This is a genomic window from Lacinutrix venerupis (genome assembly GCF_001971745.1).
GTDB lineage: Bacteria > Bacteroidota > Bacteroidia > Flavobacteriales > Flavobacteriaceae > Lacinutrix > Lacinutrix venerupis.
The window spans coordinates 413,835-428,704 of sequence record NZ_CP019352.1; the positions used below are offsets into that span (position 1 = coordinate 413,835).

The following is a 14,870-nucleotide window of genomic DNA, read 5'->3' on the forward strand; positions in this document are numbered from 1 at the left end:
GTAATTTTATACTGAAGCTTTTTTTATACATAAAACCACTCTTTTAAACAGAATTTCTTAATTTCGCTTTTCATATTGAAATTATAAGAAATGAGCACAGGATTTCCTGAATATAAAGGACTTAACTTACCAAACGTAGCAAAAGAAATTTTAACGTATTGGCAAGAAAATAATATCTTCGAAAAAAGTATAACAACTAGAGAAAACGCAGAACCTTATGTGTTTTTCGAAGGTCCACCAAGTGCAAACGGTTTACCAGGAGTACACCACGTATTGGCGCGTGCTATAAAAGATATTTTCCCACGATATAAAACCATGAAAGGTTACCAAGTAAAGCGTAAAGCTGGTTGGGATACACATGGATTACCAATAGAACTTGGTGTAGAAAAAGAATTAGGTATTACAAAAGAAGATATTGGTAAAACCATTTCTGTAGAAGATTATAATGCAGCTTGCCGTAAAGCCGTAATGCGCTACACAGACGTTTGGAATAACTTAACTCAAAAAATGGGTTATTGGGTAGATATGGATGATCCATACATTACCTACGAACCAAAATATATGGAGTCTGTTTGGTGGTTGTTAAAAGAAATTTACTCTAAAAACTTAATGTATAAAGGCTATACAATACAGCCTTATTCACCAAAAGCAGGAACTGGTTTAAGCTCGCATGAGGTTAACCAACCTGGAGCTTACCAAGATGTTACAGACACTACAGTAGTTGCTCAATTTAAAGCCATAGAAAATACGCTTCCAGATTTTTTACAAAACGAAGGCGATATTCATTTTATAGCTTGGACAACAACACCTTGGACATTGCCAAGTAATACAGCATTAACGGTAGGACCAAAAATTGATTATGTTTTAGTAGAAACTTATAATCAATACACATTCAAACCTATGAATGTTATTTTGGCAAAACCTTTAGTTAATAAACAGTTTGATGGGAAATTTAAAAGAGTTGAAGAAAAAGCAGCACTTTTAGAATATAAAGATGGCGATAAAAAAATTCCATATTTTGTAGTAAAAGAGTTTAAAGGAAAAGACCTTGTTGGTATTAAATACGAACAGCTTTTACCATATGCCTTACCAAACGACAATCCAGAAAATGCATTTAGAGTAATTTCTGGAGATTTTGTTACTACCGAAGATGGTACAGGTATTGTACACACAGCACCAACTTTTGGAGCAGATGATGCCTTAGTTGCAAAACAAGCAACTCCAGAAGTGCCACCAATGTTGGTAAAAGATGAAAACGATAACTTAGTACCACTTGTAGATTTGCAAGGTAAATTTAGACCAGAAATGGCAGAGTTTGGTGGTAAGTACGTTAAAAACGAATATTATAAAGATGGAGAAGCGCCAGAACGTTCTATAGATGTTGAGCTAGCCATTAAATTAAAAGAAGAAAACAAAGCCTTTAAGGTAGAAAAATACAAGCACAACTATCCACATTGCTGGCGTACAGATAAACCAATATTGTACTATCCATTAGACTCTTGGTTTATTAAAATTACAGACGTAAAAGGTCGTATGCACGAACTTAATACAGGTATCAACTGGAAGCCAAAATCTACTGGAGAAGGCCGTTTTGGTAACTGGATAGCAAACGCAAACGATTGGAATTTATCGCGATCGCGTTATTGGGGAATTCCATTACCAATATGGAGAACAGAAGATGGTAAAGAAGAAATTTGTATTGGTTCTGTTGAAGAATTAAAAGCCGAAATGCAACGTGCCGTTGAAGCTGGCATTATGAAAGCTGATATTTTTGAAGATTTTGAAGTTGGAAACAATTCTGAAGAAAACTACGCTAAGTTAGATCTTCATAAAAATATAGTTGATGATATTGTATTAGTTTCAAAAAGTGGGCAACCAATGAAACGTGAGGCAGACTTAATAGATGTTTGGTTCGACTCTGGTTCTATGCCTTATGCACAGTGGCATTATCCTTTTGAAAATAAGGAGAAAATAGACGAAAACAAATCGTTTCCAGCAGATTTTATTGCCGAAGGTGTAGACCAAACACGTGGTTGGTTCTATACGCTTCATGCTATTGGAACTATGGTTTTCGATTCTGTAGCCTATAAAAATGTAGTATCTAACGGATTGGTTTTAGATAAAAACGGACAGAAAATGTCTAAGCGTTTAGGTAATGCTACAGATCCTTTTGAAACTTTAGATACTTATGGAGCAGATGCCACACGTTGGTACATGATTGCAAACGCAAATCCGTGGGATAATTTAAAATTCGATTTAGATGGTATAGAAGAAGTAAAACGTAAGTTTTTTGGTACACTGTATAACACTTATTCTTTCTTTAGTTTATATACAAACTTAGATAAGTTTTCTTATGCTGAAGATGACATCGCTTTAAACGAAAGACCAGAATTAGACCGTTGGATTCTATCAGAATTACACACATTAATTCAAAAAGTAGATGAGTATTATGCAGAGTATGAACCTACAAAAGCAGCGCGTGCCATTTCAAACTTTACACAAGATTATTTAAGTAATTGGTATGTACGTTTAAGTAGAAGACGTTTTTGGAAAGGTGATTACCAGCAAGATAAAATTTCTGCTTACCAAACATTATACACTTGTATGTTAACCATAGCTAAACTTGGCGCACCAATTGCACCATTTTTTATGGATAAACTTTACTTAGATTTAACAAAAGCGACACATACAGAATCATTTGAAAGTATACATTTGGCAAAGTTTCCAGAGAGCGATAGTAGCTTTATAGATAAAGCCTTAGAACGTAAAATGGAAGCTGCGCAAACAATTTCATCTTTAGTGTTATCATTACGTGCTAAAGAGAAAATAAAAGTAAGACAACCATTACAAAAAATAATGATTCCTATAGATTCTCAAGAACAAAAGGAAGAGATTTTAGCAGTGGCAGATTTAATAAAAAGTGAAGTAAATATTAAAGAAGTTGAGCTTTTAGAAGATGCATCAGATATCTTGGTAAAACAAATTAAGCCTAATTTTAAAGCATTAGGACCACGTTTTGGTAAAGATATGAAGTTGATTGCCAGTGAGATAAGCAAAATGACATCAGAAGACATAAAAAAAATAGAACAAAATGGTAGTCTTGATGTCGATTGTAATGGAAAAATCATTAATTTGGAACTAAGTGATGTAGAGATTACATCGCAAGATATAGAAGGATGGCTTGTAGCAAATGAAGGAGCAATAACAGTAGCTCTAGACGTTACAATTACTGATGAATTACGCGAAGAAGGTATTGCACGTGAGCTCGTAAACCGTATTCAAAATTTACGTAAAGATTCAGGATTTGAAGTAACAGATAGAATTTCTGTACAATTGCAAGACGATAAACAAATTGCTCAAGCTGTAAAAACAAATTTAGAATATATCAAGGCAGAAACATTAACAGATAACCTTGATGTTGTAGAACAGATGGATAATGGTATAGATATTGCTTTCGATAATATAAATACAAAGTTATTTATCACAAAAAATTAATATTATGGCAACAGAAGAACATACAGTAAGATATTCTGATAAAGAATTAGAAAGGTTTAGAGCACTTATTCTTGAAAAAATAGATCATGCAAAACATGATTTAGAACTTATTAAAAGTGCTTATATGAATGATCATAACAATGGTACAGATGATACTTCTCCGCAATTTAAAGCGTTTGATGAGGGTAGTGCTGTAATGAGTAAGGAATCTAATTCTGCTTTAGCAATTAGACAAGAGAAATTTATACGTGATCTTAAAAACGCTCTTATTAGAATAGAAAATAAAACTTATGGTGTTTGCCGTGTAACAGGTAAATTAATTAATCCTAAGCGTTTAGAATTAGTGCCTCATGCTACACTTAGTATTGAAGCTAAAAACATACAGAAATAATATTTAAAATATTTATTTATATAGAAAAACGCCAACTAATAAAGTTGGCGTTTTTTTATTTTGTTTAGAACCAAACGCTCCATGGAATTTTTGCTAGAACTAAAATTAAAGCTAAAGTATAAAATATAGCTAGTGGTTTTAATTTACCGGCTGAGGTTAATTTCTTTTTATGTTTAGAGTAACCTATTGTAATAAATGCAACTGCTAAAATCATTGCAACAGGATGCTCAACAACATTAGATCTTAAAACTGAATTACCCATAATATCTTTCATTGACATTTCACTAAAATAGTCCTGTGTAAACCATAATATTATTCCAATTAATAATTGAATATGGGATACAATTAATGTAAATAAAGCAATTCTAAAATCTTTAGCCTCATATTCTTTTTTTCCAAAATACTTAATTAGTGCGTTTGCTGTAGCAATTATCATCATTATAAAAACCAGATATGCCCAGTACGAATGCAACATTTTAATCATAGTTAGTGTGTTTTTAGTTGTTTAAACAAATGTAGTAATAATAAAGGCATAAAAAAACCGCTTCTTTAAAGGAAGCGGTTTTTAATTTTTATGTTATATTTTATTAACCTTCAGGATTAATGTCCCATTCTCCATTGAGTTTAATAAATGCCATTTGTTCTACACCGCTTGAACCGTCGTAGATAGCATAGCTTAAAACGTATTTTTGTTCATCTTCAGCTCCAGGAGCTAATACGTTTTCTAATAAATCGATAAAAACAGTCTTTAACATATCTTCACTCCAGTAAGCAGGATCTGATGAACGTCTATCGAAATTAGAATATTGGTTTAAACTTGCAACTGGCTCTTCAAATCCAGGCGTAGTTCCATATTCACTAATAATATATGAAAACTCTGTACCAGTTAATGTAACTCTAATTGTATTATCTGGAACCCATGCTCCGTTATCGAATCCAAATTTTAAAGAAGTTTCGATTGTAGATTCGTGTGCGTTCCACATGCCATTTGTAAACGTGTATAAATTACCTCTTATTTGAGCTCCAGTAGAACTAGAGTAGTAATCATAAATTACAAAAAGTTCTTCTTCTTCTTGACCGTAAGGGAAGTTTAACTCTAAGAACGTTGGTAAATAGTTGTCTGGTGACACAGAGCTACTAAAGTTATCATATTGACCTGGCTGTCCAGAACCTGTTCCCATTGAATCGAAATCTGCAGAGCTTAAGTAGTATATATTTTCTACTGCTTCCCAACTACCTGATGTATAGATAAAGTATTCTCCTTTAGAGTTTGTTTCTCCTGTAGCACCAAGTGTTTTAATTGCTAAGTCTTGAATTCTCCAACGTGCTGCGTCTCCTTCATCTTCAGTAGGAGTAAGAGGATCATCAGCTATAGAAGTGTATTTAAAAGCAATATTGATTTGTTGTCCATCGTAAGCTGAAAAATCATAATCTTCAGATGAAGCCATATCTCCAGTTGCTGGATTAGCAAGTGTAATCTCATCCCAAGTTGCAGTTAAAACGTCTCCAGAATAATCTGTAGATACTAAGATTTTAATTAAAGATGTATCTCCAGCGAAGTCTAATTCTTGAGTTATTTGAAACTTTAAGTTATCTTCTCCAGCTAAATCTACTGTAGGAGAAACTAACCACTCTACGTTAGAGTTTTGAGTTCCATTAAAAAAACCGTTACCTTGAACATAACCACTTTCTGAAGTCCAAACAGCATCTGCTCCAGACTCTTCAACTGAAGTCCAACCTTCAAAACTTCCAACAAAATTATATTCTACTATACTTGCTAAACCTACTGTAGGTGTTTCTGTGTATTGGTCGTATTTTGCTAATACAATTTGTCCTTCTGTTGGAGCAGAAATTTGTGTTGCTAAAACATCTGGGATTTCAGATGTAGCATTTACATTTGGATAAAATCCAAAAGCATCACTCCCTGTAGAAGCATAATCTGAATTAGTAAGCTCATAAATATCTGAATTTGTATAATCGCTTACACCTTCTGCATTACCAATATAAAGATTGTAGTTTACTAAAACTGAAGAATTTTGTCCGTATAATGGATATAATTCTGATAATAAACTTGGAATAGAATCTTTTGCTTGCTCTTCAGAATCAAAATTTCCAAAACCTAAATTAAAGTTTTCGTAATCTTCATCTGTTAATGTGTATTCAAATTCACCAACATTTGCTGCTGCTGGTAAGGCATCAATCTCGTTATTGATGTCGTCTAGTGGATCACAACCTGTAAGGACTGCTCCAACTAATGCTAATAAATAAATTGCTTTTTTCATTTTTCTTTTTTTTAAAAATTAAGTTTCATCCCAACACTAAATGTTCTTCCAAAACCGTAATATACATTTGCTGCTCTTGCAGAAGAAGGTGCGATATAGTCTGCATCTCCAATAGATCCTTGTTCAGAACCATCTTGTGCATCTGCAATATATTCTGTATCAAATATATTGTTAATTCTTCCTGTTAAAGTAGCATCAAAACTTCCAAAACTAAAGCTGTGTCTTATAGCTGTATCAAAGATACCGTATGCTGGTACTTCCCAAGCGTCTGGTCCAACTTCTCCTCTATCACTAGGGTCGAATTGAGCATATAAGTTAGCGAAATAATTGTAATCTAATGTAAATGTTGTTTTTGGTGTTAACTTATAGTTTCCTCCAAGAGCTAAAGTTGTTTGTGCTGCATCACCTACGTGAAGGTCTTCAATAATAATATCTACAGTGTCCACTAATTCATTTGCTTCGTCACGAATTTCAACACCTTCAATATTGTTTTGCCATCTCCAATCTCCAATAGATGCCATACCTGTAAGTGTTAAGTTATCTGTTGCTTTATATCTTACATCTACTTCAATACCTTTGTGTAATGCATTTACTCCTAAGATGTTTGCAAAGGCGTTAGAACCGTCTTGTAATTGGAATCTAGCAACCTCTGTTCTGTCTTTCCAAGTTGTGTGGTAAAGGTTAATATTAGCTGATAATTTTTCTCCTCTAAAACCATATCCTAATTCAAAACTTGTAATTTTTTGGTTTTCTGCATTGTCATTAATATCAACATTGTTGTTACTAGCAAAAACTGCATTGAAATATGGTGCTTTTTCAAAATAACCAAGGTTTGCAAAAACATTGTGGTTTTCATCGATATTATAGTTAGCACCACCTTTAGCTCCATAACCAAAGAAGTTGTAAACATCTGTTTCTCTTAATGGGTCACTATCTAAGTATTGAAAACGGTCAATTCTTTTATATCCAGTATTAGAAGCTGATAATGATACGAATGCAGATAATTTATCTTTAGAGTATTCTGCTTGAGTAAAAGCACCTATCCAGTTTACTTTACCATCGTTATCATAAAATATTTTATCTCCAACTTGTGCTTGGTTATTTGGGTTGTTTACGTCACTATCATCTAATGCATATTGACCTCCAAGTAAGTCTGTAACTTCTGTAAAGTGAATACCTTTATAGTTTCTGTAATCTAAACCACTTAAAAGAACGATATTATCTGATAAATCTGTTTTTAAAGTAGTTAATACTCCATACCATTTGTGATCGTTTCTAGACGCTCTTAAAAAAGATTCTGATCCATTAACACCAGCTGCTTGGTTTTCTGCTACAATTTTATCAAAATTGATAGTTCCTAAATTTCCAATTCTGTAATCGGCATTATCAAAAGAGAATTTACTACCATCTCCTCCGGTTCCACCTCCACCACCAGAACCAAACGATACGTATGCCGCTGTAGATAATGATGTTTTTTCAGAAATATCCCAATAGTGGTTTAAAGATATTTGAGGTTTGTGGTAAAAGTTATCTTCTGAGTGAGTTACTTGACCATTTTTGTATCCCCAATCTGAGTTATATTTAATACCTCTTTCGCTAGCTCTATAAGTGTCTATAGAATGGCTACTTTGTCTTTGACCGTGACGTTGTTTAGCACCAAAAGCAGTAAAAGATATTTTATGCTTATCGTTAATTTCTTTAGATAAGTTTATAAAGTAAGATACAGCATTAAACTCTGTACCATCCACGTAACCATCTCCATCTGTTTTTGCAGCAGAAATAGTTGCAGCAAAACCATTGTCCATAAGTCCTGTAGAATATGTTAATCCATATTTTTCAAAACCGTCATTACCTAAAGTTGTGTACACATTTCCTCCAGTTTCAACATCTGTAGTTTTAGAGATAATGTTAATAGTACCACCAACAGAAGGTACAGCTACTTTAGATGCTCCTAAACCTCTTTGTACTTGCATAGAGCTTGTAACATCTCCTAAACCAGCCCAGTTAGACCAGTATACTCTACCATTTTCCATGTCGTTTACTGGTACACCATTAATCATAACGGCTACGTTTTCAGAATCGAAACCACGTAAGTTAATACGTCCATCTCCATAACCACCACCACTTTTAGTAGCGTAAACTCCTGGAGTAGACTTTAAAATTTCTGGAAATTCTTGTGTTCCTAATTTTAAAGAAATTTCACTAGCTCTAATAGTAGATACAGCAACAGGTGTTTTTCTGTCTACTGCTACAGAAGCTATAATGTTAACTTCTTGTAATCCAAATTCGCTAGGTGTTAATTTAATTTGCCCAAGGTCTTTATTACCTGTAATTGTAAATTCTTGAGATAGGTAACCTACATAAGATATAATTATTTTAGTATCTGTAGATTGAGTTACAATACTAAAATTACCATCGAAATCTGTAGAAATCCCATTAGAAGTTCCAGCTTCAAGGATATTTACACCTGGTAAAGGCATGTTATTTTCTGGTTCTAATACAGTACCTGTAACTGTACTTTGAGCCATAGTAAAAGCAGAGCTTAAAATAGCGACTGCAAAAAACAAAATTTTAATTGTGTTTTTCATTGTGTGGGATTAAAGTTATATTGTATAATTTTTTTGCAAAATTAGGCATAATTATAGCTTTTATATTAACTTAATGTTAACATATTTGGTTTACAGCTAAAATATTATATAATTCACTGAAAATTAAATATTAAGAAGTTGTTTTTTTAACAAATATTCAACAATATTTATCTAAAATTTTTAAAATATTCTAAAATATTTTGAGTAGAAGCGTCATGATTAACAGAAGTGTTAAACTTAATGTCTTTTAAAATGGTGCTAGCAAGTTGCTTGCCTAATTCTACACCAAATTGGTCATAGCTATATATATTCCAAATTATACCTTGTACAAATATTTTATGTTCGTACATTGCTATTAGTTTTCCTAAACTCTCCGGAGTTAATTTCTTTATAAAAATTGTATTTGTAGGTTTGTTTCCTTCAAATACTTTAAAAGGTAATAGCTCATTAATTTCAGCTTCTGATAAGTTTTTTTCTTTAAGTTCTTCTAACACCTCTTCTTTTGTTTTACCGTTTAAAAGAGCTTCGGTTTGAGCAATGTAGTTTGAAATTAACTTATCGTTATGGTCTTTGTTGCCATGAAGACTTTGAGCAAAACCAATAAAATCTGCAGGAATTAACTTTGTGCCTTGGTGTATAAGTTGAAAAAAGGCATGTTGTGAATTTGTACCTGGTTCTCCCCAAATTAATGTTCCTGTTTCGTAATTTACTCTATTTCCATTTCTGTCTATAGATTTTCCATTACTTTCCATAATGCCTTGCTGCAAATAAGTTGCAAACTGATTTAAGTATTGAGAATAAGCAATTACTGCTTCGCTCTCTGCTTTAAAAAAGTTATTATACCAAACGCTTATTAAAGCTAAAACAACTGGAATATTATTGCTGAATTCTTCGTTTTTAAAATGAATATCCATTGCGTTAGCTCCTTTTAATAATTTATTAAAATTATCGAAACCAACAGCTAAGCTTATTGTTAAACCTACGGCACTCCATAAAGAAAAACGTCCACCAACCCAATTCCACATTGGAAATATATTGTTTTCGTCTATGCCAAAATCTTTTACTTTTTCAATATTTGTAGAAACCGCTACAAAATGTTTAGCAACATCATTTTGTGTTGCATGTTCAAGAAACCATTGTCGTATTGTTGTGGCATTAGATAATGTTTCTTGTGTTGTAAATGTTTTAGATACAATTACAAATAAAGTAGTTTCTGGATCAAGTTTTTTTAACACTTCGTTTACGTGATCTCCATCTACGTTACTTACAAAATGAGTGGTTAAATGATTTTTATAAAATTGAAGAGAATCTACAACCATTGCTGGTCCTAAATCACTACCGCCAATACCTATGTTTACAATATCTGTAAATGGCTTATTGGTGTATCCTTTTTTGTTTCCGTTTACAATTTCGTTAGTAAATGCTTCAATTTTAGTTTTTACTTTAAAAATTTCCGGCATTACATTTTTGCCATCTACCAAAACAGTATCTGTTTCTTTGCCTCTTAAAGCAGTATGTAAAACAGCTCTATTTTCTGTTTTGTTAATACTATCTCCAGAATAATATGATGCAATAGCTTCTTTTAATTTTACTTGGTCTACGAGGTCTAAAAGTAGTTTAAACGTCTCTTCTGTAATTCGATTTTTAGAAAAATCTACATAAAAGTCTTCCCAATTAATTGTGAAGTTGTTTGCTCTATCTTTGTTTTTAGAGAATAGGTCTTTAATTTCTATTTCTTTTACTTTTTCAAAATGATTTTGAAGCGCTTTCCATGCGTCTGTAGTTGTTGGATTTATAGAAGGTAGTGCCATATTTGTTTTCTCTAAGTGATTAATTTTTGTTCTTGGAGGTTGTTTTTTAAACTATCAGATTTATTAGATTTTTGTGGGTAATCGAGTAATTCTAATTGTTTTTTTAAAGGTTTTATATATTCTAAAAACTTTACTTTTAAGCTGTCTGAAATTGGTTTTGCTTCAGGTAGTTTTTCTTTAAAAGGATCGACTTGTTTTCCATTTTTCCAGAAACGATAACATACATGAGGACCAGAGGTATTACCAGTCATGCCAACATAACCTATAACTTCACCTTGTTTTACAAAATCTCCAACTTTAGCTTTACGTTTAGACATATGTAGGTACTGTGTAGTATAGGTAGCATTATGTTTAACTTTTACATAATTACCATTACCACCACGTCTTGCAGATTCTATAACTGTACCATTTGCTGTAGACATAATTGGAGTTCCTACTTTGGCAGCAAAATCTGTTCCTTTATGTGGTCTTACTCTGTTTCCGTATAAGGCTATTCGTCTTTTTAAATTATATCGAGATGATATACGACTAAAGCTAACAGGCGATTTTAAAAAGGCACGACGTAAATTTTTTGCTTCATCACTAAAATAATCTCTAATGCCTAAAACAGAATCTGTTTCAAATTCAAAAGCATAAAATGGTTCTTTGTTGTGTTCGAAATAGGCAGCTTTTACTTCGTGAATACCAGCGTAAATAGAATCGTCTATATATTTTTCGGTATAAATAACTTTAAACTTATCGTTTTTTTGAAGTCTAGAAAAGTCTATGGTCCAGGCATAAATATCACTCATTTTTAGGGCTAAAACAAATGGTTTACCTTCATCGTCCATAGATTGTGATATGTTTGATGTTATTATTCCTGAAGCTGTTTTTTCAACGTATTTAATAGGTTTGTAGCTTGTATATGCTTTAATAGAATCTTGAAAATCTACAACTACATAGCGTTCTTTTGTGGGTTGATAAATGAAACATTTTGGTGTTTGTAATGAATCATTATCACACAGTAAAGTATAAGGTTTACCTAAATGAAGTTTTGTAATATCAAAACTATCTTTAGTTTGCTCTGCTATTTGATATATTTTAGAGTAGCTTAAATTGTTTTTTTGAAGAATATCACCAAAAGTATCTCCTTTTCTTATGGTGTCTTTTTTTACAATATATTCGTTTAAGTTAAACCCAAATTCATAAATTTCTTCGGGTTGTTCAACTAATACAGTATCTAAAGATTCGTTATTTTCAGTATCTTCTTTACAACCAAAAAAAGATATTAAACATATTAATATTATTAAATATTTTTTCCCCAATCTTCTAATTCCTTTTGGCTCCATAAATCTGGAAAGAATATTCTTCTTTGATATTTTGGATGCATATATTTTACCCATTCGCTTCCTCCTGTCGCTTCTGCTGTTTTACCACCAATATTAAGATAATGGTTAGCTGTGTTATAATGTGCCATTACCCATGTAATATTTACAGTATAGTCGTAATGACGCATTGCTTTAATTAAATCTTGATCCTCTCTAACCTCTTGTGGTAATCTTTTAAAGATGGTCCACAAATTATGCGTGTTATAGAACTCTGCAAATCTAATAAATTCGTCTTTGTATTTCTCTTCGAAAACTGTTAATGTATAGGATTTTTTTCCTGTTTTGTAGTCTTTTCCTGCTGCTTGCCAATATAAATGTTCGAATGCGTGCTCGAAAGATGTGTTACGGTCTATTGTTTCTCTAAAGCGATTGTCTATTAAATTTATTAGTTCGGTAGAGGCAAATTCGATTTTTCGATATTGTGCACTTTGAAAACCACTTGCAGGAGTTAACGTGTTTCTAAACTTATTGTATTGTTCTACATCCATACCGTCCTTCATCACGGTGAATGATGAAGTAAGTACATCGAAATAACGACTAATACGCATAATTTTAGTTTCGAAAAAAGCAGCTGTAATATCTTCTTTTTTAGCAACTTGGTCAATTTCCCAAAGAATCATTTTAAACAACAATTCGTTGACTTGATGGTACATTAAAAATACCATTTCATCTGGCAACGTTGTACGTTGTACTTGAAGGTTTAAAAGTGCATCGGTTTGAATGTAATCCCAATAATCTATTGGTTTGCTATGTAGTAAGCCTTCTAAATGTGTGTTTACATTTTGGTCTAATGCTCTGTATTTATCGTTTAGTTGGTCGGTTATTTTGTTGTCTAAATTCATTTTAATTATCAAAAATAATTTTAAATGGATGTTTTAATCCTTTAAAAGCTTCAAGATCAGCTCTTAAAGAGCCAACTGCTAAATCTGCTTTGATTCGTAAAGGTACTTTATTTTTATCTTTTGAAACCCATAGTGTTAAACTTTCTTCTTCTTTAAATACTCGACCAGCCATAACGTAAGGCCTAAATTTTAGAGTTGCTACTTTACCAAATTCTGTTTTAATTATTTCTTCGCCTAAATATTTTAACTTAAAGCCATAATTTTCTTCGTCGAAAAACATATCGGTTTTTATTTCGTCTCCTATTTTTAATGTAGAAGCATCAATATTATTTCTTAAATAATAGTACATGGAAACCATGTCTTGAACATTTGGTTTTGTAGTTATTGTTTTTTTAGTGTTATGTTTTTTATTGTGAACTAAGGCTGTATTTGCATTATGGTCGAAATTTATTTCAATATTTTTTTTGTGTCCTCCTTCATCAATATTTCTTATAAATCTATATGGAATTAATTTTTCTGTGTCAAAATAACTTTCATAACGGTCTGTAACTTTAAAAAACCATTTAATCATTCCGGTAGTCCAGCCTTTTCCAACAACATGAAACACAGGTTTTCCATCTAATTTTGTTTTATTAACAGATAGTGTAGCATTTCCTGCTTTAAGAAAGTTGCTATAGCTCATTTTAAATTTAAACCATTCACCGTCTTGAAAAGCAGTTTCTTGAGCAGATGTTAGGTTTATAGAGGCTATTGCGATTAGTATAAGTAGTAATTTTTTCATAATGTTATATAATGTATTCAACAAAATTATAAAGCATATATTGCCTTATTAAGTTAGATTACAATTACTATTCCAAAAATATAAAACAAAAAAATGCCATCTAATAATTTGATGGCATTTTTAATGAATTATTAACAAGAAGCATTAATTATAGTGTGCCGCGTTTTTCTTGCTCACGTTCTATAGACTCGAACAAAGCTTTAAAGTTTCCTGCTCCAAAACCTTTTGCTCCCATACGTTGTATAATTTCGAAAAAGAGTGTTGGTCTGTCTTCTACTGGTTTTGTAAAAATTTGAAGTAAGTAGCCTTCTTCGTCTGCATCTATCATAATACCTAATGCTTTCAGCTTTTCGATATCTTCTTTTAATTCGTGACTAAATTCTTCTAATCTTCCTGGTACAGATTTGTAATATTCGTCTGGTGGTGTTGATAAAAATTCTACACCATTTGCGCGTAATTGCGATACTGTTTTTAAAATATCGTCTGTTGCTACGGCTATATGTTGTACACCTGCACCTTCATAAAAGTCTAAATATTCTTCTATTTGAGAACGTTTTTTACCTTCGGCTGGCTCGTTGATTGGAAATTTTATGCGTCCGTTACCATTAGACATTACTTTACTCATTAATGCTGAGTATTCTGTATGTATTTGCTTGTCGTCGAAAGATAAAAAGTTTTCAAAGCCCATTACATCTTCATACCATTTTACCCAAACATCCATTTGGTTCCAACCTACATTACCAACCATGTGATCTATGTATTTTAATCCTGCTGTTGGCGGATTATAATCTGACTCCCATTTTACAAATCCTGGTAAAAATGCGCCATTATAGTTTTTACGCTCTACAAACATATGTACTGTTTCTCCATATGTGTAAATTCCTGCTCTTACTACTTCGCCATGCTCGTCTTTTTCAACTGTTGGTTCCATGTAAGATTTTGCGCCTCTTGACGTTGTTTCTTCATAAGCTTTTCTAGCGTCTTCTACCCAAAGTGCTACTATTTTTACGCCATCGCCATGTTTTACAATATGGTCGTTTATTGGTGACTTACTGTTTAATGGCGTTGTTAGCATTAACTTAATTTTGTCTTGTGTTAATACATAACTTACAGAATCTGTTGAGCCTGTTTCTAAACCTTTGTATGCGTGCGATTGAAAACCAAATGCTGTTTTATAAAAGTGCGCTGCTTGCTTGGCATTACCTACGTAAAATTCTACGTAGTCTGTTCCTAAAAGTGGAAGGAAATCTTGTGCGCCTTCAAATATTTTTTCTAAACCGTAGTTTACTGATTTTATTTCTTTTTTACTCATG

General features: G+C 32.3%; 10 protein-coding genes. 2 read left to right on the plus strand and 8 right to left on the minus strand.

The genetic code is table 11. The features are described 5' to 3' along the window. The first annotated feature begins 90 nt into the window (after nucleotides 1-90). Together ileS and BWR22_RS01795 are read left to right on the plus strand one after the other, a co-directional pair. Nucleotides 91-3,495, plus strand: coding sequence for an isoleucine--tRNA ligase (gene ileS, locus BWR22_RS01790; protein WP_076731732.1), 3,405 nt, complete (start codon nucleotides 91-93; stop codon nucleotides 3,493-3,495). A 4-nt stretch (nucleotides 3,496-3,499) separates the two neighbouring features. Next, nucleotides 3,500-3,886: a TraR/DksA family transcriptional regulator gene (locus tag BWR22_RS01795; RefSeq protein WP_076731733.1), complete on the plus strand. Its 387-nt coding sequence runs from the start codon at nucleotides 3,500-3,502 to the stop codon at nucleotides 3,884-3,886. A 64-nt stretch (nucleotides 3,887-3,950) separates the two neighbouring features. Here BWR22_RS01795 and BWR22_RS01800 read toward each other — a convergent pair whose 3' ends face one another. The 8 genes from BWR22_RS01800 to hppD form a co-directional block, all read right to left on the minus strand. Continuing rightward, complete coding sequence (locus tag BWR22_RS01800) at nucleotides 3,951-4,370, minus strand: hypothetical protein (RefSeq protein ID WP_076731734.1); 420 nt, start codon at nucleotides 4,368-4,370, stop codon at nucleotides 3,951-3,953. A gap of 103 nt (nucleotides 4,371-4,473) precedes the next feature. Next, a complete protein-coding gene (locus BWR22_RS01805; protein ID WP_076731735.1) occupies nucleotides 4,474-6,168 on the minus strand; it encodes a choice-of-anchor J domain-containing protein in 1,695 nt (564 codons plus the stop codon). Between the two features lie 11 nt (nucleotides 6,169-6,179). Then, entirely contained in the window at nucleotides 6,180-8,756 is a 2,577-nt protein-coding gene (locus BWR22_RS01810) for a TonB-dependent receptor (RefSeq protein ID WP_076731736.1), read from the minus strand. A 167-nt stretch (nucleotides 8,757-8,923) separates the two neighbouring features. Then, nucleotides 8,924-10,567: a glucose-6-phosphate isomerase gene (pgi, locus tag BWR22_RS01815; RefSeq protein WP_076731737.1), complete on the minus strand. Its 1,644-nt coding sequence runs from the start codon at nucleotides 10,565-10,567 to the stop codon at nucleotides 8,924-8,926. An 11-nt stretch (nucleotides 10,568-10,578) separates the two neighbouring features. Further along, nucleotides 10,579-11,895: a M23 family metallopeptidase gene (locus BWR22_RS01820; protein WP_076731738.1), complete on the minus strand. Its 1,317-nt coding sequence runs from the start codon at nucleotides 11,893-11,895 to the stop codon at nucleotides 10,579-10,581. Further along, nucleotides 11,853-12,776: a tryptophan 2,3-dioxygenase family protein gene (locus BWR22_RS01825; RefSeq protein ID WP_076731739.1), complete on the minus strand. Its 924-nt coding sequence runs from the start codon at nucleotides 12,774-12,776 to the stop codon at nucleotides 11,853-11,855. The genes BWR22_RS01820 and BWR22_RS01825 overlap by 43 nt, the downstream gene beginning before the upstream one ends. 1 nt (nucleotide 12,777) lies before the next feature. After that, nucleotides 12,778-13,557: a DUF3108 domain-containing protein gene (locus tag BWR22_RS01830; RefSeq protein ID WP_076731740.1), complete on the minus strand. Its 780-nt coding sequence runs from the start codon at nucleotides 13,555-13,557 to the stop codon at nucleotides 12,778-12,780. Nucleotides 13,558-13,705: 148 nt separating this feature from the next. Further along, on the minus strand, nucleotides 13,706-14,869 hold the full coding sequence (hppD, locus tag BWR22_RS01835; protein WP_076731741.1) for a 4-hydroxyphenylpyruvate dioxygenase: 1,164 nt from the start codon (nucleotides 14,867-14,869) through the stop codon (nucleotides 13,706-13,708). Nucleotide 14,870: the final 1 nt, after the last annotated feature.

Coding starts and splice junctions, on each gene's coding strand:
- ileS (WP_076731732.1), top strand. CDS start 91: ATGAGCACAGGATTTCCTGAATATAAAGGACTTAACTTACCAAACGTA.
- BWR22_RS01800 (WP_076731734.1), bottom strand. CDS start 4,370: ATGATTAAAATGTTGCATTCGTACTGGGCATATCTGGTTTTTATAATG.
- BWR22_RS01795 (WP_076731733.1), top strand. CDS start 3,500: ATGGCAACAGAAGAACATACAGTAAGATATTCTGATAAAGAATTAGAA.
- BWR22_RS01825 (WP_076731739.1), bottom strand. CDS start 12,776: ATGAATTTAGACAACAAAATAACCGACCAACTAAACGATAAATACAGA.
- hppD (WP_076731741.1), bottom strand. CDS start 14,869: ATGAGTAAAAAAGAAATAAAATCAGTAAACTACGGTTTAGAAAAAATA.
- BWR22_RS01820 (WP_076731738.1), bottom strand. CDS start 11,895: ATGGAGCCAAAAGGAATTAGAAGATTGGGGAAAAAATATTTAATAATA.
- BWR22_RS01810 (WP_076731736.1), bottom strand. CDS start 8,756: ATGAAAAACACAATTAAAATTTTGTTTTTTGCAGTCGCTATTTTAAGC.
- pgi (WP_076731737.1), bottom strand. CDS start 10,567: ATGGCACTACCTTCTATAAATCCAACAACTACAGACGCATGGAAAGCG.
- BWR22_RS01805 (WP_076731735.1), bottom strand. CDS start 6,168: ATGAAAAAAGCAATTTATTTATTAGCATTAGTTGGAGCAGTCCTTACA.
- BWR22_RS01830 (WP_076731740.1), bottom strand. CDS start 13,557: ATGAAAAAATTACTACTTATACTAATCGCAATAGCCTCTATAAACCTA.